The following is a 21,070-nucleotide window of genomic DNA, read 5'->3' on the forward strand; positions in this document are numbered from 1 at the left end:
CGCGTGAACCCCTGCCGCAGGTAAAGCCCGGCAGCCACTGGCGGATCCTCCGAAACAGGGTGCCGCGAACCGGCCGTGGCCAGTGTTTTCAGGTCAACCTGGTAACGATCCGGCATGGCGACGCGGGTATGTCTACGCGCGTAGGCATTTGTTGACTATCCTCAGTCCTGTGAACGCTTCTCCTCAGACCGCCGTGTCCGCCGACCCCTACGCCGCCGCTCAGACCGCCGCCGCCCGCCTGCGCGAGCTGACCGGTGTCGAGCAGCACGACGTCGCCCTGGTGATGGGCTCGGGCTGGGTGCCGGCCGCGGACGCCCTCGGCGAGATCGTGGCCGAGTTCCCGGTCACGGACCTCCCGGGCTTCCCCGCCCCCGCCGTCGCCGGCCACGCCGGCAAGATCCGCTCGGTGAAGATAGGCGACAAGTTCGCCCTGATCTTCCTCGGCCGCAACCACTACTACGAGGGCCACGGCGTGGCCACCGTGGTGCACGGGGTGCGCACCGCCGCCGCGGCGGGCTGCGGGACCATCGTGCTGACCAACGGCTGCGGCGGTCTGCGCGAGGGCTGGGTGCCCGGCCAGCCGGTGCTGATCAGCGACCACATCAACCTGACCGCGGACTCCCCGATCGTCGGCGCCAACTTCGTCGACCTCACCGACCTCTACTCCAAGCGGCTGCGCGAGCTCTGCCGCGAGGTGGACCCGAGCCTGGACGAGGCCGTCTACGTGCAGTTCCGCGGCCCGCACTACGAGACCCCGGCCGAGGTGCAGATGGCCCGGGTGATCGGCGGCGAGCTGGTCGGCATGTCCACCACGCTGGAGGCGATCGCCGCCCGCGAGGCCGGCGCCGAGGTGCTGGGCATCTCGCTGGTCACCAACCTGGCCGCGGGCATCACCGGCGAGCCGCTGAACCACGCCGAGGTGCTGGAGGCCGGCAAGGCCTCCGCCGAGCGGATGGGCGCGCTGCTGGCGAAGGTCCTGGAGCGGATCTGACCCCCGCCCCTCGCAGACCCGGCCCGGGCGCTCCCCCGCTGCTAACGGGGTGCCCGGGCCGCTCCCGTTTCCCGCGTTCCACCCGTTCCATCCGTTCCACCGTTCGGCCCGTTCCCCTCGTTCCCCGCGTTCCCCTCGTTTCGCAGACCGACCCCCTACCGGATACCGGAGTAGGCGACCCATGGCTCAGGACAGCACCACCGACCTCCTCGCCCGCGCCCGCCAGTGGCTGGCCGAGGACCCCGACGCCGAGACCCGCGAGGAGCTGGCCGCGCTGCTGGCCACCGCCGAGCAGGGCGAGGCGAGCGCACTGGCCGAGCTGGCCGAGCGGTTCGCCGACCGGCTGCAGTTCGGCACCGCCGGCCTGCGCGGCGAGCTGGGCGCGGGTCCGATGCGGATGAACCGCGCGGTCGTCATCCGGGCCGCCGCCGGCCTGGCCGCCCACGTACGGGCGGCCGGGGCGGGCGACCTGGTGGTGGTCGGCTACGACGCCCGCCACAAGTCCTACGACTTCGCCCGTGACACCGCCGCGGTGATGGTCGGCGCCGGCCTGCGCGCCGCGCTGCTGCCGAGCGCGCTGCCCACCCCGGTGCTCGCCTTCGCGATCCGCCACCTGGGCGCGGCAGCCGGTGTGATGGTGACGGCCAGTCACAACCCGCCGCGCGACAACGGCTACAAGGTCTACCTCGGCGACGGCTCGCAGATCGTGCCGCCGGCCGACGCCGAGATCGCCGCCGAGATCGACGCGGTGGCCTCGCTGCACGACGTGCCGCTGGCCGCGGCCGGCTGGCAGGTGCTCGGCGAGGACGTGCTGGACGCCTACCTGGCCCGCGCCGTCACCGTGGTCGACCCCGCCGGGCCGCGCGAGCTGGAGGTGGTCTACACCCCGATGCACGGCGTGGGCCGCGACACCCTGCTGGCCGCGTTCAAGCAGGCCGGCTTCCCGGCCCCGACCATGGTCGCCGAACAGGCCGAGCCGGACCCGGAGTTCCCCACCGTCGCGTTCCCCAACCCGGAGGAGCCGGGCGCGATGGACCTGGCCTTCCGCACCGCCGCCGAGCACGCCCCCGACCTGGTGATCGCCAACGACCCGGACGCGGACCGCTGCGCGGTGGCGGTGCCGGACACGGCCGCGGCGGCGGGATGGCGGATGCTGCGCGGTGACGAGGTCGGCGCGCTGCTGGGTGCGGCGCTGGTCGCCAAGGGCGTGACGGGCACCTTCGCCACCACGATCGTCTCCGCCACCCTGCTCGGCCGGATCGCCGAGGCCGCGGGCCTGGCCTACGAGGAGACGCTGACCGGCTTCAAGTGGCTCTCGCGCACCGAGGGCCTGCGGTACGGCTACGAGGAGGCGCTGGGCTACTGCGTCGACCCCGAGGGCGTGCGGGACAAGGACGGCATCTCCGCCGCCCTGCTGATCGCCGAGCTGGCCGCCGCGCAGAAGCGGGCCGGACGGACCCTGACCGACCTGCTGGACGAGCTGGCGCTGACCCACGGCCTGCACGCCACCGACCAGCTCTCCGCCCGGGTCGAGGACCTGTCGCTGATCGCCGACGCGATGGGCCGGCTGCGCGAGCAGCCGCCCACCGAGCTGGCCGGGCTGCTGGTGGAGCGGGCGGACGACCTGTCGGCCGGTTCGGCCGAGCTGCCGCCGACCGACGGGCTGCGCTACTACCTGGCCGGGCAGCCGGTGCGCTCGGCGCGGATCGTGGTGCGGCCCTCCGGGACCGAGCCGAAGCTGAAGTGCTACCTGGAGGTCGTGCTGCCGGTCGCCTCGGCCGCCGAGCTGCCGGCGACCCGGACGCGGGCCACCGAGCTGCTGGCCGCGCTCAAGCGGGACCTGGCGGCGGCCGCCGGGATCTGACCCGCAGCCGCTGCCCGAAGACCAGAGGGGCCCGCGACCGAACCGGTCGCGGGCCCCTCTCGTCTGAGCTCTCAGGTGGTGGTCAGCGCCACCAGCGCGACCAGCCCCGCCAGCGTCGGCGCGATCACCCACCAGCACCAGCCGACCGTGACCTCACCCTTCGCGGTGGGACGCACCCCGTTGGTCCTGGCCTTCTCGCGCAACAGGTCCATCACCTGGTCGGCCCAGGCCCGGTTGGAGTCCGGCGCACCGGGCACCACGGTGCGCGGCGGCTTGGGGAGCATGCCGAGCCGCGGCGTGCGCGGGCTCTCGGTGACGGCGGCCCTGGAGGCGTACCGGTTCGCCTTGTTCCGCTGGCGCAGCGAGACCGGCACCGCCCACATCTGGTACGTCTTGCCGCCGGCCAGCAACTCGGCCGAGAAGCCCGCGCGCAGCGCCTCCACCTGCGCCCACGGCACCACGATGGTGCGCAGCGGGTTGCGGACCACCACCCGGTCCTCACCGGCCGAGACCGACGGACGCAGGGTGTAGGCGATCACCGGGAAGGCGAACAGCGGGGCGCAGGCCAGCGCGATCCACGGGGTCTTGCCGCTGCTGGTCAGCATGGCGTCGACAATCAGCCAGCCGGCGATCGCGAGCAGCAGAACGCCGGAGACGATGCCGGGGGTCGAGCGGAAGACGTGATCGGCGTACTTCGGCCCGTCGGCGGGGGCGGCAGAACCCGGGTGGGGCGTGCCGGCGGTATCGGTCATGCTGCGATTCTGCCCCATCGACCTGCCCGCACCCCTGGTCACAAACGTCACTTTTAGGCCGCAACCCGGGGCCGCCGCCGTTCCCACCAGGCGAGTGCCGGTCAACCGGCGGCCGATTCCCGGGCGGCAACAATTTGCCGCAAGTTTCAGCAACTTCTTGCCATCCTCTTGACGCCGCCCGCGCACCGGCGGGATGGTCTAGCGCGCGGTGCACCCCGACGGCCTTGCCAGCCGCCCCGACGCCCCGCCCCACCCCCCATCGGTACCCGCCGTCCACCCGAGCCCCACCCCCGCCCGGCGCAGCCCCGCGAACCTGCGCCGCCGGTCCTCGGCGGGACGGCCCGCCCCCCGGGAGTCATCCCCATGAGACTGCTCCGACGAGACCGGACCAGCCGCTCCGCCGCCTTGGCCGCCGCCACCCTGGTTGCCGGCGCCCTGCTGCCGCTCACCCTCCAGGGCACGGCGCACGCCGCCGCGAACCCGAACGGCGGCGACGTGATCGCCAACCTCTTCGAATGGAACTGGTCCTCGGTCGCCAACGAGTGCACCACGGTGCTCGGCCCCAAGGGCTACGGCGCCGTCCAGGTCGCCCCGCCCGAGGACTCGATCCGCCTGGCGGGCAGCACCCACGCCTGGTGGGACGTCTACCAGCCGGTCGCCTACGACCTGAACAGCCGGATGGGCACCGAGGCCCAGTTCGCCCAGATGGTCACCGCCTGCCACAACGCCGGCGTCAAGGTCTACGCCGACGCGGTGCTCAACCACACCGCCGGTGCCAACCAGACCAGCACCGACTCCTACGGCGGCGCGAGCTTCAACCCGGCGACGTTCACGTACACCAACGTCCCGTACGACAGCTCGGACTTCCACTTCTCGCCGCCCTGCCCCAACGCGGACCTGAGCATCAGCGACTGGAACAACGTCCAGCAGGTGCAGGAGTGCGAACTCTCCTCGCTCTCCGACCTCTACACCGAGAAGGACGACGTCCGCGCCAAGCTGGCCGGCTACCTGAACAAGCTGGTCGGCTACGGCGTCGACGGCTTCCGGATGGACGCCGCCAAGCACATCGCGCAGGCCGACATGGCCGACATCCTCAGCCGGGTGAACAACACCGCCTGGACGGGCAGCCGCCCGTACGTCTACCAGGAGGTGATACCCGGCAGCAGCGGCCAGTTGGCGCCCAGCGCCTTCGAGGGCAACGGCAGCGTGATCGAGTTCACCTACGCCTACGACCTGAAGAGCCAGTTCACCGGCAGCATCGCCAACCTCAAGACCTTCGGGCAGAGTTGGGGCATCGAGCCGAGCAACCTGTCCTCGGTGATGGTGGCCAACCACGACACCGAGCGCAGCGGCCAGACGCTGAGCTACAAGGACGGCAGCAAGTACACCCTGGCCACGCTCTTCGAACTGGCCTGGGGCTACGGAACGCCGCAGGTCTACTCCGGCTTCACCTTCGGCACCAGCGACCAGTCGCCGCCGGCCGACGGCAACGGCTACGTCACCGCGACCGACTGCACGACCGGCGCGTGGACCTGCACCGACCGCAACCAGGGCATCGCCAACATGGTCGGCTGGCACAACGCCGCCCAGGGCCAGGCGGTGGCCAACTGGTGGGACAACGGCGGCAACGCCATCGCCTTCAGCCGGGGCGACGCGGCCTGGGTCTCCATCAACAACGGTTCCGCCGCAGTGACCCAGACCTTCGAGACCGGCCTGCCGGCCGGGACGTACTGCGACGTCATCCACGGCGACCAGACGGCCGGCGGCGGCTGCACCGGCCCGACGGTGACGGTCGGTGCCACCGGCCAGGCCACCGTGACGGTGGGCGCCGGTGACGCGGTGGCGCTGTACCCGGCGAGCAGGCCGGCCGGCACCGTGGGCGAGACCTTCAACGAGAACAAGACCACGGTCTTCGGGCAGAACGTCTACCTGGTCGGCTCGATCCCCACGCTCGGCAACTGGGACCCGAACGCCGCGATCCCGCTCTCCTCGGCGAACTACCCGGTCTGGGGCGGCACCGTGAGCCTGCCCGCGAACACCGCGTTCCAGTACAAGTACCTCTTCAAGGACGCTTCGGGGAACGTCACTTGGGAGTCCGGCAGCAACCACGGCGCCGCCACCGGCTCGTCCGGCGGCACGCTGAACGACACCTGGCAGCAGTAGCCGAGCCCGCCCCCGCCGAGCGCCGGTCCCCCTGGGGGGCCGGCGCTCAGCCGTTCGGCCTCCACCTCGCGCAGCGCGCCCGGGCCGGCGGCCTCGCAACGCCCCGGAAAAACGCCGGAATGGCCGTTCGGCGGATATGACGTCGAACGGGTTGGGGACTTCCTTAAGCACTTTCCGGACCGGCGTGAACCCCGCCGAACGGCGGGGGGAGAATCATTCCGGAAGCCGATGACAGCCGCAGCCAATTCCCCACCGGAAGGGCGGACGACGGCGCCACCCGAACCCGTTTGGTTAAATCAGTTGCCTTGATCGATAAGTGTGCGGACGAGCCCGGCGGCCTCCTTGAGGCTCAGGCCCTGGTGCGCCGAACGCAGCTCGCGCACCGCCTTCACCTCCGCCGTGCGGGGATCCACCCCGGCGGTCGCCAGGACCTTTCGGGCCCATTCCGGATCGACCGGTCCGCTGGTCGGGCCGAACCCGTCCAGGATCTCCAACGCACGGCGCAGGCCGGGGCGTTCTTCCTGGTCGGCCTCGATCAGTGCCCGCTCCAGGGCCTGCCTGACGGGATCCAGGCGAACCTGGTGGGGACGGTTGGGCAGGGGAAAGAACATCGGACGAGTCCCTCCGTCGAATCGGTCCGGATCAGCCACTGGCGGCCGCGGAACACACCCTACGACTGTCGCGACCTCGGCGGCTATAAACCTGGGGAAACATCGCTTACCATCCTTGGCGTAGGAGAATTCACAGCACCACCGTGACGATCCAGCAGTGCGCCAGTCCTATCGGGGGATAGATGCCGTACCTTGACATGTCGCAGGACGACCACCGAACCATCGTTTCGGACGGTCCCGGGCCCCAGCTGGCCAGAAGGTACGGGCCGGTCGAGGTCCGTGGCCAAATAGAGGATCTGGTCTTCTTCACCCACCACGAACTGCTCATCGCCGAACACCTCGACCGGGTGTCGCCTTCCTATCTGGAGTTCCACCAGTACCTGGTGCTGCGCAGCCTGCGCCGCGGCCTCACCACCCGCTTCCTGCTGAGCATGGGCTCGCTGGAGGACGCCCTGACCCTCGCCTTCCTGCGCCGGATCAGGGCGCAGGGAGCGCAGATCCGTCTGGTGCCCGAGCTCGACCGCACCCTGCTGATCTGCGACGGGCGGGCGGCACTGACCGCCACCGACCCGCGCGACCCCGACTCCGGGGCCATCCTCACCGAGGAGCCCGGACTGGTCTCCGGGATGAGCGCGCTGTTCCGGCTGGCCTGGGAGCGCGCGGCCGAGTTCGACGCGGTGATCGAGCGGCGCGACGCGCTGCCACCGGAGGACCTGGACCTGCTGGCCCTGCTGCTGCGCCCGGGCAAGGACGCCTCCCGGGCCCGGCAGGCGGGCGTCTCGCTGCGGACCTTCCACCGGCGGGTCGCCGACCTCTACCAGCGGCTCGGGGCCGGCAACCGCACCGAGGCGGCGCTCATCGCCCGCGACCACGGCCTGTCCTGACGGACCGCCGCCCCAGGTCCTGGGCGGTGGCCTGCCGGGTACGGCAGGCCACCGCCCCCACTGGTCAGTAGGCGGTCTTGGCCAGCCGCTTCTGCTCGCGCTCCGAGAGGCTGCTGCCGGACTCCCGGCGGGCCATCCGGCGCAGCAGCCGGGGCGCCAGCAGGAAGCCCGCCAGCATCCAGCCGGCCAGCATCGAGGCGGTGCCGAGGTGCTGCCAGCTGTCGGAGACCTCCAGGGCCTTGGCCCCGTCGGGCAGCAGCGCCGAGCGCACCCCCTGGGCGATCCAGCGCAGCGGGAAGACCGAGGCGAGATCGCGCACCCCCGCCGGCAGGTTCCGCAGCGGTGCGAAGGCGCCGGAGATGAACATCAGCCCGACCATCGGCATCATGTAGAGCGCCAGCGCCTCCCGGGCCGGCGGCAGCACCGAGCCGACCACCGCCCCCATCGGGACGACCGCGGCGATCCCCAGCACCAGCACCCAGACCAGCGTCAGCCACTGCCCCGGGCTCTGCGGCAGCTGCGCGTGCAGCAGCAACGCGCCGCCGAAGAGCAGCAGCACGATCGAGGCCGCCATGGTGGCCAGCACGAAGAGGGTCTTGCCGACCAAGTACGCCGTCATGGCGCCGGGTACCCCGCGCAGCCGCAGCAGCGTGCCGTCCTCCCGGTCGCCGAAGAGGAACTGCGGGACCGTCATCAGGCCGAACATGAAGATGGTGGAGGCGATGCCGCCGGCCAGGCTCAGCTGGGTCAGGCCGCCGCCGGACCCGTGGGTGCCCGAGCGCCAGTAGGAGACGCCGAGGAAGACCAGCGGCGTCGACAGGTAGGTGTACAGGTCCTTGCGGCTGCGCAGGATCTGGCGCAGCTCGATCGCGCCGCGGCGCAGACCCAGGGCGAGCGGGTTCACGAGGCCTCCGTGGTGTCCAGGTCGGCGCCGACCATGCCGAGGTAGGTGTCCTCCAGGGTGGGGCGGCGCACTTCCAGGTCGGGGATCGGTCCGCCGAACTCCTGGTGCAGCTCCCAGACCGCCTGCGAAGGGTCGGCGGTCAACAGTCGCCGCGGCTCGCCGTCGGGGCCGCGCCAGCGCACCTCGGAGTCGGCCCGGGCCGCCGCGGCCAGCTCCTCCAGCGTCCCGCAGGCGGTCAGCCGGCCGGACTCCAGGATCCCGATCCGGTCGGCCAGTTCCTGTGCCTCGGTCAGGTCGTGGGTGGTCAGCACGATGGTCGTGGCGCGCTCCTCGCGCAACTCGCGCAGCAGCGCGTGGAAGTCGCGCCGCGCCTCGGGGTCGAATCCGGTGGTGGGCTCGTCCAGGAAGAGCAGCTCGGGGCTGCCGACCAGCCCGAGCGCCACGTCCAGCCGCCGGCGCTGCCCACCGGAGAGGGTGGCCGCGCTCTGGTCGGCCTGGGCTGCCAGACCGACCCGGCGCAGCAGTTCGGCCGGCTCGCGCGGATGCTCGTAGTACCGCGCGAAGTGGTCGAGCAGTTCGGCGACCCGCCACCGGCCGTGGTCGCGGTTGGACTGCAGGACGATGCCGATCCGGGCCCGCCAGGCCGGATCGTCCCGGGCCGGGTCCTGCCCGAGCACCGAGACCTCGCCGCCCGACCGCAGCCGGTAGCCCTCCAGCACCTCGATGGTGGTGCTCTTGCCTGCCCCGTTGGGCCCCAGCAGCGCGAACAGCTCGGCCCGGTGGACTCTCAGGTCCAGGCCGTCCAGCACGTCCCGTCGGCCGTAGCGCATCCGCAGGCCCGATACCAGGATGGCCGGCTCCTGCTCGGCCCGGTCCACCGCAGCACGCTGCGGCACAGTCACGGTCATGGCCCCCGCCTCTCCGTCGTACATGCCACTCACGCTAGTACTTGCCTGGCAGGAAAGTAAATGCCAGGATTTCATCATCGACGGGCTGCGGTTCACTGGAACCCGACCGCGCACCGCCGAGCACCCGCACTTGAGGAGGAACGTGATGGCCAGTCACAGCACCGATGCCGCCGATGCCCGCGCAGCGCTGCGCGCCGCCCAGCTGGCCGCTGCCGCCGCCCGCCGGCCCAATCCGCTGCCCGGCTGGTACCCGGCCGCCAGCGGCGGCCTGTTCGGCCTGGGATTCGCGCTGCTCGGGGTGCAGTGCCTGCTGCCCGGCAGCCGCTGGCTGCTCGTCGCGGCGCTCCAACTGGCCGCGGCCCTCGCCCTGATCAGCCACCTGCTGCTGGCCCGCCGGGTCGAGCAGCGGCCCGGGATCATCCCGGCGCTGCCCTCGGGCGTGGACAGCCGCCGGCTCACCGCGGCCTACCTGGCGCCGCTCCTGCTGGGCGGCGCGCTGGCCCCGTTCCTCGGCTGGAGCGGGTTCTTCCTCGGCCTCGCCGCGGCGGGCGCCCCGGCGCACTGGCTGCTGCTGCGCCGCCAGCGCGACCAGGCGGGTGCCGCGTGACCACCGACCGCCCGGCCCCGGTCTTCAACGAGGTGATCCACCAGCCCACCAGACTCGCGGTGGTGGCCTTCCTGTCCGGCTGCACGGACGCCGAGTTCCGCGCCGTGCGGGAGCACTGCGGGGTGTCGGAGTCGGCACTGAGCAAGGTGGTGAGCACCCTGGAGGCGGCTTCGTACGTCAAGGTGCGGCGCGGCTTCGTGGGCAAGCGGCCGCGGACCTGGCTGCGGCTGACGCCGCAGGGGCGGGCCGCCCTGACGGATCATCTGGCCGTGCTGCAACGCATCGCGAGCGAGGCGAGCGCGCTGGGCGCCGCGCTGGAGCAGCAGGAACAGGAGCAGGAGCACGCCGAGCAGGGCTAGGGCCTCGCCAGGTCGGCCAGCGCCGACGGGTCGCCCAGCAGGACCCCGTCGCGCAGGCCGCCGAACAACTGCCCGGCGGCAGAGGCCACTTGATCTGCCCGCAGCTCGGCCAGCCGCTCGGGCAGGGCCGCGAGGTCGGCCGGCTGCCAGCCGAGCACGCCGAGCCGGGCCAGGCCGTCGGCCAGCGCGGCCGGGGCGTCGAAGACCGCGGACACCTGGCCTACGCAGAAGTCCACCGCGCGGGCCAACTCCGCCGCGTCGGGCCCGTCCTGGGCCAGCCCTTCGGCCTGCGCCCGGACCAGCCGCAGCAGCTCGCCGGCTGCCGGGCGCGCCACCCGCGCCCGGACCCAGGCGCGCGGCCGGCCGAGGAAGAGGTCCCGGCCGGCCCGTAGTTCGCCGACCGCGCCGCCGAGCGGGCCGGCCGCGATCGCCAGCCGTGAGCCGTGGTAGCCGCCGTAGAGCGCCGTGGCCAGGAACCGCGCCGCCTGGTCGGCGCCGGACGCGGTCTCGGCCGCGCAGAGCAGCAGCCGCACCTGCGCCGCACCGGCCCGCTCGACCAGCCGCAGGCCCTGGAGCGGACGGGCCGGGGTGACGCAGGTGCGGTCCGCTGCGGACGCCGGCGGCGCCAGCCGACTCGCAAGGTCCGACACCCGATCCAGCAGCTCGGTGGCCGACCGGTCGGCGACCACCGCCAGGCAGCAGCCGGCGCCGGCGCGCGCACCGGCCGCCGGTGCGACGAGCAGGTCCAGGGCAGGCTCGGCACCGTCCGCCGCCGCACCGTCCGCCGCCGCACCGGGCGACGCGGCAGGCAGCGCGGCCGGCAGTGCGGCGAGGCCACGAGCCAGCGCGAGCAGGGCCGTGAGCGCGCCGTCCAGCCCGCCAGGCGGCGCAGCCGCCACGGCGTCCAGCCAGAGCCCGTCGGCGGCGACCGCCGCGGTCGCCGAACCGCCCGCCCCACGCAGCAGTTCCTGGGCCGCGGCCGCCACCCGCGCCGGAGCGGTCAGACCGACCACGCCCAGCGGCACCCGCAGCCGCAACTCGGCGACCACGGCCCGCCGGTCCTCCAGCGCCAGCACCCGCGTCCCGTCCGGCAGTGCGAGCGAGCCGCTGGAGCGCGGCTCGGCCCGCCGGGTCGGGCCGATCAGCGGGACCGGACGCGGCCGGCCCGGCGGCCGGGCGGGCCGCGGCGCGGGCTCGGCCGCCGCCGCTCGCCCGGCCGGATCGGCCGCCGGCACGGGCCGCGAACGCGCCGCTCCAGGCTCCAGCACCAGGACCGCCGGAGGCTGCGCCAGCAGCACGGCGGCGGCGCCCGCCGTCTGCTCCGGGCCGAGCGCGGCGAGCCGGTCGGGGAGTTCGTCCAGCAGCTCGGGGCGGCCCAGCAGCACCTCGAGGCGGCCCAACGTCCGTGCCCTGGCGCGCAGTTCGGCGTGCTCCCGGCGCAGCTCCAGGCCGAGCCGGCGGGCCGCCTCCGCCACTGCGACCGCCGGCACCCCAGGGCCGCCGGTGCCCGCGAGCCGGCCGAGCGCGGAGCGGACGGCCTGCGACAACTCCTCCGGGGCCCGCCCCGCCGGCAGCAGTGCGGCCAGCACCAGCGCGTCGGGGGTCCGCGCGTCCAGCGGTCCGAAGAAGCCGCAACTGCCGCTCGGCCGCCAGGGGTCGGCCAGCACCGCGGGCAGCAGCCGGGAGAGCAGCAGCACCGCCAGGTAGCCGGGCAGATCCCGCTCCGGCCCGGCGATCCGGTAGCCCAGCGCCACCGCCGGGGTCGGCAGGCCGGGCTCGACGCAGGTCAGCCGGCGCTCGGCGCTCGGCGCCGGCTCGTCCAGCTCGGGCCGCGGCGGGGCCGGGCGGGCCGCGATCGAGCCGAAGTGCCGCTCGATCAGCTCCAGTGCCCGCTCCGGCTCGAACCCGCCGACCAGGGTGAGCACGGCGTTGCCAGGGGTGTAGTGCAGGTCGAAGAAGTCGGCGCAGTCGTCCAGGCCGAGCCGCTCCAGCCGCTCGATCCGGCCGAAGCCGTCATGGGCGTTGCGCCGCCGCTCGAAGAGCACCTGAGGCAGCAGCGGCCAGGGGAAGCCGCCCAGCGGGCGCGTCACCGTGCGCTCGGTGATCTCCTGGCCCACGCCGACGAGTTGCTCGCGCAGGGTCCGCTCGGTGAAGCGCGGCGCCCGCATCCGGTCGGCCTCGCTGAACAGCGCCCGCTCCAGCGCCCCGGCCGGGACACTCTGGTAGTAGTCGGTGTAGTCCTGGTGGGTGGTCCCGTTCGCCTCGGCGCCCAGGCGCTGGACGTGCTCGTAGAAGCGGCCGTCCGGCAGGCTCGCGCTGCCGCGGAACATCAGGTGCTCGAAGAGGTGGGCCAGGCCCTCCTGCTCGGGCCGCTCGGAGCGGAAGCCCACCCCGTAGGTGACGCAGACGGCCACCCGCGGCACCCCGGGGTGCGGTGCCAGCAGCACCCGCAGGCCGTTGCCGAGGGTGTGCCGCAGCAGCTCCGCCGTCCGGTCGCGTGGCGCGGAGACATCCTGACGTACCGTCAACTCTCTTCTCCCGAAGCACGGACGAGCGTGGGTCGCTGGTCGATGAGGAAGCCCAGGAAGGCGGCGTAGCGCAGCGCCACGGCCGGGTCCCAGGCCACGTAGGCGCTGAAGTCGTGCAGGTGCAGCGCGGTGCGCAGGGCCGCCGCACGGTGCCAGCGGTCGCCGAGGTCCGCGCCGTAGCCGGCCGTCAGTGCGGTCAGCAGCGACTGCCAGCGCCGGTGGTCGCCGCCCTGCTGCCAGGCCAGCTCGACCAACTCGCCGGTGAGCCAACCGAGATCGAGGTACCAGGGGGCGCGGCACAGGTCCTCGCCGGTGAGCAGCTCCACCGAGCCGCCGGGGCCGAGCACTGCCGCACCCAGACTCGGGGCGCCGTGCACGAGCACCGCGCGCTGCCCGTCGGCGGCGGCCGCCGCGCACCAGCGGCGCAGCCGGCCCAGGCGGCGCTCGCCGAGCCGCTCGCGCAGCAGCAGGCCGGCGCGCGGGGCGCCGGTCCCCTCGGCCACCGGGCCGAGCGGAGCCGCGTGGCCGCCGGTCGGGGCCGCGGCGAGCCAGTCGGCGAGCCGCCGCAGGCCGGCCGGCGGGCCGGCGGGCACCACGGCCGGCGGCCGCAGGCCGTGCAGCCGGGCCAGCAGCGCGCCGAGCTCGCGCAGCGCTCGGGCCGCCTCGGCGTCGGGCCCGGTGCGCAGCAGCCGGGCCGCCAGCGACTCCGCCCCGCCCACCCGGTACTCGCGGGCCGTGCCGCGCACCTGCCCCAGCACCAGCCGGGTCGCGGCGCTGCCGGTCAACTCCCCCAGCTGCGCGACCAGTTCATCCGCCAGCGGCTGGAAGCCGACCGGCGCGAGCGGTCCCGGTACGCGGGACCAGTGGAACCCCGCGCCCGGGGCGGCCACCGGGCCGGCCCCGGGCGCGGGGAGCGCGTGGATCTCGGTCCGCAGCAGGCCGGTGCCGTACGCGGCGACTCGGGTGGGGTGCGCCCCGCTCATCGGCCCGGGTCCGTCGGCCCGCCCGTCAGCCCGTCCGCCGCCGTACGCAGGCGTTCGAGCTCGCCGATCGCCGCCGGAAAGAGCGCGGGCGCCCAGGCGTCCTGCCGACCGGTGGTCAGGCTGGCGGCCGGCCGCGGGGTGAGCACCGCGGTGTTGGGCCGGGCCGTCAACGCCGCGACGTGTGCGACGCAGGCCGGGCTCTGCCAGCCGCCGGGCGGCAGCGCGGGCGCGACCACCAGCGGTGCGGTGGTGCACTGGGCGGCGAGCAGCGCGGGGCTGTCGGCCAGCCCGAGTGCGAGGCGGGCCAGGAAGTGGAAGGAGGCCGGGTAGACCAGCACCGCCTCGGCCCACTCGGCCCACTCGACGTGACGGGCGGTCAACTCGTCCTCGGGCCACAGGTCCAGCAGGGCCTCGCCGGTGCGCGCGCCGGTCATCCCCTGCCGGGTGACGAACCGCTGCGCGCTGCGGGTCAGTACCGGTTGGACGCGCAGCGCGGGATAGAGCTCGCCGAGCCAGTTCAGCCAGAACGGCATGGTGGCGGCGGAGGAGGAGCCGGTGACCACCAGCAGCAGCCGCGAGAGGCCGAGCGCGGGCACGCCGACGGGGCCCGCGGGCTGCGGGGCGGCCTGGTCTGCCTGGTCGGCGGTCACGCCGCCGCCCGCACGATCAGGTCCAGCTCGGCCAGCGTCGCCTGCGGCCCGTGCAGCTGGTGGACGCCGGTCAGGTTGACCACCACCTCGTCGACCCCGGCCGCCCAGTAGGCGCGGATCGAGGCGGCCAACTCCTCGACGCCGCCGTACAGGAACGCCTGGCCCGCCAGCAGCGCCTTGGCGCCGGCCGCCAGGTCCTGCGGGTCGGTCTCGATCCCGGAGCGGCGCAGCATGTCGCGGTAGTGCGGCATGCGCAGGTGCCCGGAGTTGCTGGCCAGCGCCAGCCGCACCGGATCCCGGTCCGGTCGCGCCAGCGCCATCGGCACCATCGCGACCAGCCGGGGCGCCGGCCGGCCCGCGGCCGCCGCGCCCGCCCGCAGGGCCGGCAGCACCACCTCGCCGAGGTAGTCGGCCGAGGTCAGCCAGCTGATCGCGACATCGGCCAACTCCCCAGCCAGCTCGGCCATCCTGGGGCGCAGCACCCCGAGTCCGACCTCGACCGGCGGGGTGGGCAGCGGGTGCAGCCCGGTGTGCATCGGGAAGTAGGCGCCGTCCTGCTCGGCCGGTTCGCCGTCGAGCATCCGGCGCACCGCCGTGACGTACTCCCGCACCGCGCCCAGCTGGCTGCGGTAGGGCGCGCCCAGCAACTGCTGCTGGAAGACCTGCGCGCCCGGCCCGAAGCCCGCGACCACGGGGTGCCCGGTGGTCGCGGCCAGCGAGCGGGCCTGGAGCGCGGCCTCGTAGGGGTGGCGCAGCGGCATCAGGGTCACCCCGGTGCCGACCGGCACCCGGAAGCCGGCGCCGGCGGCGAAGGCGAAGGACTGGAACGGTTCGACCAGGGTCGCCTGGCCCTGCCACAACCGGTGCGCCGGGCTCCACTGCACGTAGGCGGCGTACGGGACGATGTGCTCGGGCCGGTGCGGTACGAACGGCACGAGAACGGAAAGGACTGCCACCATCTTCTCCAGACCCAGGAAGCGGGCGGCCGTCGCGGTGGGTGGCGGTTGCCCGGCACCCACCGCGACGGCCCGTTCAGCGACCGGGGCTCAGCGCCCCGGTCCACTGCTCAGCGGACTCGACTCAGCAGCCGTTCAGCAGCCGTGGTCGAACGTCGCGGTCACGGCCTGGGAGACCGAGAAACCCGCGGCGGCGCTCTCCACGGTGTAGACGACGCTGGCGATGCAGGCCGGGGTGGTGGCCGGGGCGTCCGAGAGGGCGTCCGCGGTCAGGCCCTCGACGCTGACGTAGGTGCCGTAGCTGGAGACGAGCTCCATGGCGATCGTGTTCTGGGACATGGTGATGCTCCTTCAGGTGGTCGAGCGGTAGCTGGACGGGGTGTCAGCAGCCCTTGTCGAAGGTGGAGGTGACGAGGCTGACCGCGGCCGAGGCGCCGCTGGCGCAGGCGCCCGAGCTCTCCAGGCTGATCACGGAGACGCAGACGAAGGTGGTGGCCGGGGCGTCCGAGGCCGCCACGGCGCCGAGCTCGGCGGCGTCGGTGTACGCCCCGTAGCCCGCCACCAGCTCCATCGTGGTCAGGTGCTGGCTCATGTTCCGCTCCTCTTGATACGTGGTGTCGCAGCCGGCGCCGCCCGGCCGGGTGGGGCCGGGGGCGCGGCTTGGACTGGAAGCGGGAGGGCGCGTGCACTCGTCCCCCCGCAACCACCCCAAACCGGGTGGCGCGGCCGGTGCTCAGTCGAGCACCGGCGGTGAGGTGCTGTTGGCGGCCGGATCGGTGACGGCGATCCGGGCCGCGGTGAAGTGGTCGGCGACCAGCTCGGGCAGCGGGGCGCCGCCCTGGCGGTGCTCGATCAGCGCCTGGGCGAGCACGCCCGCCCGGTGCTGGCCGAAGCTGAGGCCGCGCATCCCGGGCCGCGGATCCGTCGGCTCCCAGGCGGCGGCGATGCCGGGCGCAAGGCGGCGGGTGAAGAGCGAGACGTCGGCTCCCAGACCCGGCAGGCCGACCAGGGCGGCGGCCAGCTCGGTGGCCAACTCCCAGGAGCCCTCCCGCAGATACACCACCAGGGCGTCCCGTCGCGGGTAGAGGACCCGGGTGGAGACCACCTTCGCGCGGTAGCCGGCCCGCGCGTCGTGCAGGAAGGCGAGCGCGGCACGCCAGACCTCGACGCCCGGGTCGGGCTCGGTGAGGTGGACGTAGACCCGCAGCACCGGCCCGGCTCCGGCGGCCGGCCGCTCACCGTCCACCAGGAAGAAGCCGGGAGACAGCGCCGGGCGCGCCGCCGCGGCCCGCACGGTGACCGGCTGACCGGCCGTCAGGGCGGCCGGCTCTGCCGGGGCCAGGATCCGCTCGCGCGGCGTCCAGACCCGCACGCCCTCGCGGCGCAGCAGGACCGGCCCGTCCGCGCCCACCGGCACCTCCTCGACCTGGGCCGTCACCGTCGTGGTCCGGTTGGGCACGGCCGCGGCGAGCACCTGCTCGAAAGCGGCGTCGCGCAGGTGGAAGGGGATCGAGCCGGGTTCCGGGTCGAGACCCGCGTGCAGCACCTCGTACATCGCGGTGGAGAGCAGCCGCTGGAGCTCGCGCGGGTGCTCCGCGGTCAGTTCGCGGTGGCCGACGGTGGCGGCCGAGAGGTCCTCGGCGATCCACACCTGCTCCACCGCCCGGGCCAGTTGCTCCGGCAGGCCGGTGGTCTGCGGGGCGGTCATGCGGTCTCCTCGAATCCCAGGGTGGCGGCGAACTTCGCGGGCTCCAGCAGGGCGGCCCGGCCGACGCCGGCGGCCGCGCGCTCGATGCCGGACAGGCGCGCGGTCCGGGTGGCGCTCGCCATCAGCCGGTCCAGCGTGTGCCAACCGGCGAAGGCGGTGGCGCGCTCGGCCAGGCCGGGGTCGACCTCGGGGCGCACCGCGCGGTACCCGCGCCAGAAGGCCACGGTGCGCGGCCGCAGCCGGGCGAGCTTCTCGACGCCGCGCCGCAGCACCGTCTCGTGGTCCAGCTCGAAGTCGACGAACGCCGTGGAGCCGGGCGCCGCGTCGCCGCGCGTGGTGACGATGTCCAGCACCGAGCGGTAGAGCCACTCCCCGGCGAAGCTGCCGACGTCCCGCGCGGGATCGGCCAGCCGGAATTCCTCCCAGTCGGTGACGTAGAGCTCGCCACCGGAGACCAGGAATTGGTCGAGTCGCAGATCGCCGTGCGTCGGAACGCGCGGCGCCGCATTCTCCGCGGCCAGCAGCGCGGCGATTCCCTCGGCCAACCGCGGGTCGTTCTGGAAAAGGCTCCAGGCCGATATCTGACCAAAACTGATGGTGTCGAAGAGCTTCTCCGGAATCCCCCGCAGGAGTTCCAGGGAGGGCAGCGGCAGCCGGCTCCGGTCGAGTCGCTCGGCCGGGTCCGGCGCCGCCGCGTGCAGCGCCCCGATGGCCTGCCCGGCGGCGAAGGCGAGTTCGTCGTCGAAGCTCTCCTCGACCATCAACTGGGCGCCGCTGCGCGGCTCGTCGAGGTAGCCGAAGGCCACCAGGCGGGCGGGCTCGTCGCAGCCCAGCAGGCGCGGTCGGCGCAGCTCAGCGGCGTCGACCCGGTCGGCGAAGGCCTCGAAGGCGAGCAGTCGCGCCAGCCGGGCCGCGACGTCCGCCGGAGCGCCGACCAGGCGCTTGACGAAGACCTCACCGCCGCTCTCGGTCGGCCCCAGCCAGGCGAGGTTGCGGCCCGGCGCGGTCCTGACCCGGTCCCGGTCGAACGGCCCGTGGCCGAGCCGGCGGAGCAGCGCGTCCACCTCCGGCACCATGGCCAGATCCGGCGCGGCATATCCCTTGTTCGCCAGATCCATCGTTCCCCCGCAATCGCTCCGGCGTCGTCCGTCGACCAGAACACTGCCACCCGGTGAGTTCGGGGACCAGGTGTCCCGGTGACAGTTCGCTGCCAATCGGATGGCGTCGTCATGCCTTACCCGGGAGGCCGATCGGGGCCCCGCGAATCCACTGTTCGAACTACGGTTTTCCCGTGCTCATACAACTGCTCAAGGGCCGGCTGCGGACCCGGCTGAAGCCGGTCCTGCTGCTGGTCGCGCTCCAGGCGGCGCAAGCGGTCGCGACCCTCTACCTGCCGACGCTCAACGCCGACCTGATCGACCACGGGGTGCTCACCGGCGCGGTCGGGCACATCCTGCGGGTGGGCGCGGTGATGACCGCGATCACCCTGGCGCAGGTCTGCTGCGCGCTCGGCGCCGGGTACCTGGGCGCCGCCGTCGCGCTGGCCGTCGGGCGGGACCTGCGGACCGAGGTCTTCGCCCGGGTGCACGCCTTCTCCGCCCGCGAGGTGGCCCACTTCGGCGCCCCCTCGCTGCTCACCCGGACCACCAACGACCCGCAGCAGGTGCAGGCCGTCCTGCTGCTGGCGCTGACCCTGCTGGTACCGGCCCCGATCATGTGCGCGGGCGGCATCGTGCTGGCCCTCGACCAGGACCTGCCGCTCTCCGGCCTGCTGGTGGCGGCGGTGCCGGTGCTGGGTGTGCTGATCGGGCTGATCATGCATCGGATGGGGCCGCTCTCGCGCGGCCTCCAGGAGCGGGTCGACACGGTCAACCGGCTGTTGCGCGAGCAGATCGCCGGGATCCGGGTGATCCGGGCGTTCGTCCGCGACGACCACGAGCAGCGCCGGTTCGCCGCCGCCAACGGCGAGTTGGCCACGCTGTCGCTGCGGGTGGGCCGGCTCGGCTCGCTGCTGGGCCCGGCGGTGATGCTGGTGGTCAACCTCTCCAGCCTGGCCGTGCTCTGGTTCGGCGCCCAGCGGATCGACCACGGGCAGCTGCGGCTCGGCGCCCTGACGGCCTTTCTCTCCTATCTGACCCAGATCCTGATGAGCGTCATGATGGCCACGCTGCTCTTCATGGTGGCGCCGCGGGCCCAGGTCTGCGCCGAGCGGATCCATCAGGTGCTGGCCACCGAACCCGCGCTCGCCGCACCGGCCCGACCGGTCACCGCCGCCCCGGCGCACGGCCGACTGGAGCTGGTGGACGTGGAGTTCCGCTATCCGGGGGCCGAGGCCCCGGTCCTGCGCGGCGTGCGGCTGACGGTTCGCCCGGGCGAGACCACCGCGGTGGTCGGCAGCACCGGCAGCGGCAAGAGCACGCTGGTGCAGCTGGTCCCGCGGCTGCTCGACCCGACAGCGGGCCAGGTGCTGATCGACGGGGTGGACGTGCGGCGGCTGGACCCGGCCGCGCTGGCCGCAACCGTCGGCTGGGTGCCGCAGCAGCCCCAGCTCTTCACCGGCACGGTCGCCGAGAACCTCCGCTACGGCCGCCCCGGCGCCACGGACGAGGAACTGTGGCAGGCCCTGGAGGTCGCGCAGGCCAGGGAGTTCGTCGCCGCCCTGCCGGCCGGGCTGGCCACGCCGGTGGCCCAGGGCGGCGCCGGCCTGTCCGGCGGCCAGCGCCAGCGGCTGTGCATCGCACGGTCCCTGGTGGTGCGCCCGAAGGTGCTGCTGCTCGACGACGCGTTCGCCGCACTGGACGCCGGCACCGACGCGGCGCTGCGAGCCGCACTCCAGGAGGCCACCGCCTCGGCCGCCGTCCTGCTGGTCGCCCAGCGGATCAGCACGGTGCTGGCGGCCGATCAGATCGTGGTGCTGGACCGCGGGCGGGTGGTCGCCACCGGCACCCACCACGAGCTGCTGGCCGCCAGCACCACCTACCGGGAGATCGCGTTCTCCCAACTCGCCGAGCAGGAGGCAGCATGACCGCCCGTCCGCAGGACCACCGCCGCCAGCTGCTCGGGCTGCTCCGCCCCGAGCTGCCGGCGGTGCTCGGCTCGCTCGTACTCGCCGCCGCCTCGGTGGCGCTCTCCGTGCTAGCCACCCGGCTGCTGGGCCGGGTCACCGACCTGATCGCGGCGGGCCTGCTGGGCCGCTCGCTGCCCGCCGGGCCGACCAAGGCCCAGGTCATCGAGGTGCTGCGGCAGCGGGGCCAGGGCCGGCTGGCCGATCTGCTGGCTCCGCTGCGCGTGGTCCCCGGTCACGGGGTCGACTTCACCGCGCTGGCCCACCTGCTGCTCTGGGCCCTGGTGGTGTACGCCGTGGCCGCGCTGCTCGGGGTGCTCCAGGGCCGGCTGGCCGCCCGCACGATCCAGCGCACCGCGCGGCGGCTGCGCGCCGAGGTGGCGGCCAAGCTCTCCCGGCTACCGCTGAGTTACTTCGACCGGCAGACCCGGGGCGAGGTGCTCAGCCGGGCCACCAACGACATCGACAACCTCGCGCAGGCCTTCCAGCAGACGATCGGCCAGCTGGTCACCTCGGCGCTGGGCCTGGCGGCCGCGCTGGTGATGATGGTGTGGATCTCCTGGCTGCTCGCGCTGGTCGCCCTGGTCACCGTGCCGGCGGCGGCGTACCTGGCAACGGCGGTGGGGCGGCGGGCCCGGCCGCAGTTCGCCGCCCAGTGGGCCGCCACCGGCCGGCTCAGCTCGCACGTCGAGGAGATGTACACCGGCCACGGCGTGGTGCGGGCGTTCGGGCGCCGGGACGAGTCGCTGCTGGCCTTCGAGGAGCAGAACGAGGAGCTCTACCGCACCGGACTGAAGGCGCAGTTCATCTCCGGGATCATCCAGCCCGCGATGATGTTCATCGGCAACCTCAACTACGTCGCGGTCGCCGTGGTCGGCGGGCTGCGGGTGGCCGGCGGCGCGCTCTCCATCGGCGACGTGCAGGCCTTCATCCAGTACTCGCGCCAGTTCAGCCAGCCGCTCACCCAGATCGCCGGGACCTCGACGCTGGTGCAGTCCGCCCTCGCCTCGGCCGAGCGGGTCTTCGAACTGCTGGACGCCGAGGAGCAGTCCGCCGAACCCGAGCGCCCCGAGCGCCCGGCCGAACTGCGCGGCCTGGTCTCCTTCGAGGACGTCGCCTTCCGCTACGACCCCGACAA

Annotated in this window: 20 protein-coding genes; 8 read left to right on the forward strand and 12 right to left on the reverse strand. The window is 74.1% G+C overall.

Annotation, left to right across the window (positions count from 1 at the left end; all coding sequences use genetic code 11):
• The first annotated feature begins 169 nt into the window (after nucleotides 1-169).
• Both P3T41_RS31395 and P3T41_RS31400 read left to right on the forward strand, forming a co-directional pair.
• Entirely contained in the window at nucleotides 170-991 is an 822-nt protein-coding gene (locus P3T41_RS31395; protein WP_280693974.1) for a purine-nucleoside phosphorylase, read from the forward strand.
• 181 nt (nucleotides 992-1,172) lie between these two features.
• Nucleotides 1,173-2,855 carry a phospho-sugar mutase gene (locus P3T41_RS31400; RefSeq protein WP_280693975.1) on the forward strand — a complete coding sequence of 561 codons (1,683 nt, stop codon included), beginning with the start codon at nucleotides 1,173-1,175 and terminating at the stop codon, nucleotides 2,853-2,855.
• Between the two features lie 71 nt (nucleotides 2,856-2,926).
• Here the strand turns inward: P3T41_RS31400 and P3T41_RS31405 are convergent, their stop codons facing one another.
• On the reverse strand, nucleotides 2,927-3,607 hold the full coding sequence (locus P3T41_RS31405; protein WP_280693976.1) for a PH domain-containing protein: 681 nt from the start codon (nucleotides 3,605-3,607) through the stop codon (nucleotides 2,927-2,929).
• A gap of 363 nt (nucleotides 3,608-3,970) precedes the next feature.
• Here P3T41_RS31405 and P3T41_RS31410 point away from each other — a divergent pair, with 363 nt between their 5' ends.
• Complete coding sequence (locus tag P3T41_RS31410; RefSeq protein ID WP_280693977.1) at nucleotides 3,971-5,770, forward strand: carbohydrate-binding module family 20 domain-containing protein; 1,800 nt, start codon at nucleotides 3,971-3,973, stop codon at nucleotides 5,768-5,770.
• Between the two features lie 296 nt (nucleotides 5,771-6,066).
• Here P3T41_RS31410 and P3T41_RS31415 read toward each other — a convergent pair whose 3' ends face one another.
• On the reverse strand, nucleotides 6,067-6,381 hold the full coding sequence (locus tag P3T41_RS31415; protein ID WP_280693978.1) for a hypothetical protein: 315 nt from the start codon (nucleotides 6,379-6,381) through the stop codon (nucleotides 6,067-6,069).
• A gap of 182 nt (nucleotides 6,382-6,563) precedes the next feature.
• On the opposite strand from P3T41_RS31415, the gene P3T41_RS31420 reads away from it, so the two are divergent.
• Entirely contained in the window at nucleotides 6,564-7,265 is a 702-nt protein-coding gene (locus tag P3T41_RS31420) for a hypothetical protein (RefSeq protein ID WP_280693979.1), read from the forward strand.
• A gap of 64 nt (nucleotides 7,266-7,329) precedes the next feature.
• Here the strand turns inward: P3T41_RS31420 and P3T41_RS31425 are convergent, their stop codons facing one another.
• Together P3T41_RS31425 and P3T41_RS31430 are read right to left on the reverse strand one after the other, a co-directional pair.
• Nucleotides 7,330-8,169, reverse strand: a complete 840-nt coding sequence (locus P3T41_RS31425; protein WP_280693980.1) for an ABC transporter permease — start codon at nucleotides 8,167-8,169, stop codon at nucleotides 7,330-7,332.
• Nucleotides 8,166-9,077 carry an ABC transporter ATP-binding protein gene (locus P3T41_RS31430; protein WP_280693981.1) on the reverse strand — a complete coding sequence of 304 codons (912 nt, stop codon included), beginning with the start codon at nucleotides 9,075-9,077 and terminating at the stop codon, nucleotides 8,166-8,168. Before P3T41_RS31430 ends, P3T41_RS31425 begins: the two co-directional genes overlap by 4 nt.
• A 145-nt stretch (nucleotides 9,078-9,222) precedes the next feature.
• Between P3T41_RS31430 and P3T41_RS31435 the strand changes: the two genes are divergently transcribed.
• The gene (locus P3T41_RS31435) at nucleotides 9,223-9,684 is read left to right on the forward strand and encodes a hypothetical protein (protein ID WP_280693982.1); all 462 of its coding nucleotides are present in this window, start codon (nucleotides 9,223-9,225) and stop codon (nucleotides 9,682-9,684) included.
• Nucleotides 9,681-10,043: a transcriptional regulator gene (locus P3T41_RS31440; RefSeq protein WP_280693983.1), complete on the forward strand. Its 363-nt coding sequence runs from the start codon at nucleotides 9,681-9,683 to the stop codon at nucleotides 10,041-10,043. The genes P3T41_RS31435 and P3T41_RS31440 overlap by 4 nt, the downstream gene beginning before the upstream one ends.
• On the opposite strand, the gene P3T41_RS31445 is transcribed toward P3T41_RS31440, so the two are convergent.
• The 8 genes from P3T41_RS31445 to lxmK form a co-directional block, all read right to left on the reverse strand.
• Nucleotides 10,040-12,571: a M16 family metallopeptidase gene (locus P3T41_RS31445; protein WP_280693984.1), complete on the reverse strand. Its 2,532-nt coding sequence runs from the start codon at nucleotides 12,569-12,571 to the stop codon at nucleotides 10,040-10,042. The genes P3T41_RS31440 and P3T41_RS31445 overlap by 4 nt on opposite strands.
• On the reverse strand, nucleotides 12,568-13,554 hold the full coding sequence (locus P3T41_RS31450; protein ID WP_280693985.1) for a hypothetical protein: 987 nt from the start codon (nucleotides 13,552-13,554) through the stop codon (nucleotides 12,568-12,570). The genes P3T41_RS31445 and P3T41_RS31450 overlap by 4 nt, the downstream gene beginning before the upstream one ends.
• A complete protein-coding gene (locus P3T41_RS31455) occupies nucleotides 13,551-14,204 on the reverse strand; it encodes a flavoprotein (RefSeq protein ID WP_280693986.1) in 654 nt (217 codons plus the stop codon). Before P3T41_RS31455 ends, P3T41_RS31450 begins: the two co-directional genes overlap by 4 nt.
• Nucleotides 14,201-15,163, reverse strand: a complete 963-nt coding sequence (locus tag P3T41_RS31460; protein WP_280693987.1) for an LLM class flavin-dependent oxidoreductase — start codon at nucleotides 15,161-15,163, stop codon at nucleotides 14,201-14,203. Before P3T41_RS31460 ends, P3T41_RS31455 begins: the two co-directional genes overlap by 4 nt.
• Before the next feature lie 132 nt (nucleotides 15,164-15,295).
• A complete protein-coding gene (locus tag P3T41_RS31465; RefSeq protein WP_280693988.1) occupies nucleotides 15,296-15,499 on the reverse strand; it encodes a hypothetical protein in 204 nt (67 codons plus the stop codon).
• A 43-nt stretch (nucleotides 15,500-15,542) separates the two neighbouring features.
• Nucleotides 15,543-15,752: an LxmA leader domain family RiPP gene (locus P3T41_RS31470; protein WP_280693989.1), complete on the reverse strand. Its 210-nt coding sequence runs from the start codon at nucleotides 15,750-15,752 to the stop codon at nucleotides 15,543-15,545.
• Between the two features lie 141 nt (nucleotides 15,753-15,893).
• Entirely contained in the window at nucleotides 15,894-16,868 is a 975-nt protein-coding gene (locus tag P3T41_RS31475) for a T3SS effector HopA1 family protein (protein ID WP_280693990.1), read from the reverse strand.
• A complete protein-coding gene (lxmK, locus tag P3T41_RS31480; RefSeq protein WP_280693991.1) occupies nucleotides 16,865-17,986 on the reverse strand; it encodes a class V lanthionine synthetase subunit LxmK in 1,122 nt (373 codons plus the stop codon). The genes P3T41_RS31475 and lxmK overlap by 4 nt, the downstream gene beginning before the upstream one ends.
• A gap of 173 nt (nucleotides 17,987-18,159) precedes the next feature.
• Between lxmK and P3T41_RS31485 the strand changes: the two genes are divergently transcribed.
• Together P3T41_RS31485 and P3T41_RS31490 are read left to right on the forward strand one after the other, a co-directional pair.
• Nucleotides 18,160-19,893, forward strand: a complete 1,734-nt coding sequence (locus P3T41_RS31485) for an ABC transporter ATP-binding protein (RefSeq protein WP_280693992.1) — start codon at nucleotides 18,160-18,162, stop codon at nucleotides 19,891-19,893.
• Nucleotides 19,890-21,070: ABC transporter ATP-binding protein (locus tag P3T41_RS31490; RefSeq protein ID WP_280693993.1), on the forward strand; the 1,181-nt coding region annotated here is incomplete at its 3' end. The genes P3T41_RS31485 and P3T41_RS31490, both read left to right, overlap by 4 nt.

This window comes from Kitasatospora sp. GAS204B (genome assembly GCF_029892155.1).
In the GTDB taxonomy this organism is placed as follows: domain Bacteria; phylum Actinomycetota; class Actinomycetes; order Streptomycetales; family Streptomycetaceae; genus Kitasatospora.

Coding starts and splice junctions, on each gene's coding strand:
- P3T41_RS31400 (WP_280693975.1), top strand. CDS start 1,173: ATGGCTCAGGACAGCACCACCGACCTCCTCGCCCGCGCCCGCCAGTGG.
- P3T41_RS31405 (WP_280693976.1), bottom strand. CDS start 3,607: ATGACCGATACCGCCGGCACGCCCCACCCGGGTTCTGCCGCCCCCGCC.
- P3T41_RS31410 (WP_280693977.1), top strand. CDS start 3,971: ATGAGACTGCTCCGACGAGACCGGACCAGCCGCTCCGCCGCCTTGGCC.
- P3T41_RS31415 (WP_280693978.1), bottom strand. CDS start 6,381: ATGTTCTTTCCCCTGCCCAACCGTCCCCACCAGGTTCGCCTGGATCCC.
- P3T41_RS31420 (WP_280693979.1), top strand. CDS start 6,564: ATGCCGTACCTTGACATGTCGCAGGACGACCACCGAACCATCGTTTCG.
- P3T41_RS31430 (WP_280693981.1), bottom strand. CDS start 9,077: ATGACCGTGACTGTGCCGCAGCGTGCTGCGGTGGACCGGGCCGAGCAG.
- P3T41_RS31435 (WP_280693982.1), top strand. CDS start 9,223: ATGGCCAGTCACAGCACCGATGCCGCCGATGCCCGCGCAGCGCTGCGC.
- P3T41_RS31450 (WP_280693985.1), bottom strand. CDS start 13,554: ATGAGCGGGGCGCACCCCACCCGAGTCGCCGCGTACGGCACCGGCCTG.
- P3T41_RS31460 (WP_280693987.1), bottom strand. CDS start 15,163: ATGGTGGCAGTCCTTTCCGTTCTCGTGCCGTTCGTACCGCACCGGCCC.
- P3T41_RS31465 (WP_280693988.1), bottom strand. CDS start 15,499: ATGTCCCAGAACACGATCGCCATGGAGCTCGTCTCCAGCTACGGCACC.
- P3T41_RS31470 (WP_280693989.1), bottom strand. CDS start 15,752: ATGAGCCAGCACCTGACCACGATGGAGCTGGTGGCGGGCTACGGGGCG.
- P3T41_RS31475 (WP_280693990.1), bottom strand. CDS start 16,868: ATGACCGCCCCGCAGACCACCGGCCTGCCGGAGCAACTGGCCCGGGCG.
- lxmK (WP_280693991.1), bottom strand. CDS start 17,986: ATGGATCTGGCGAACAAGGGATATGCCGCGCCGGATCTGGCCATGGTG.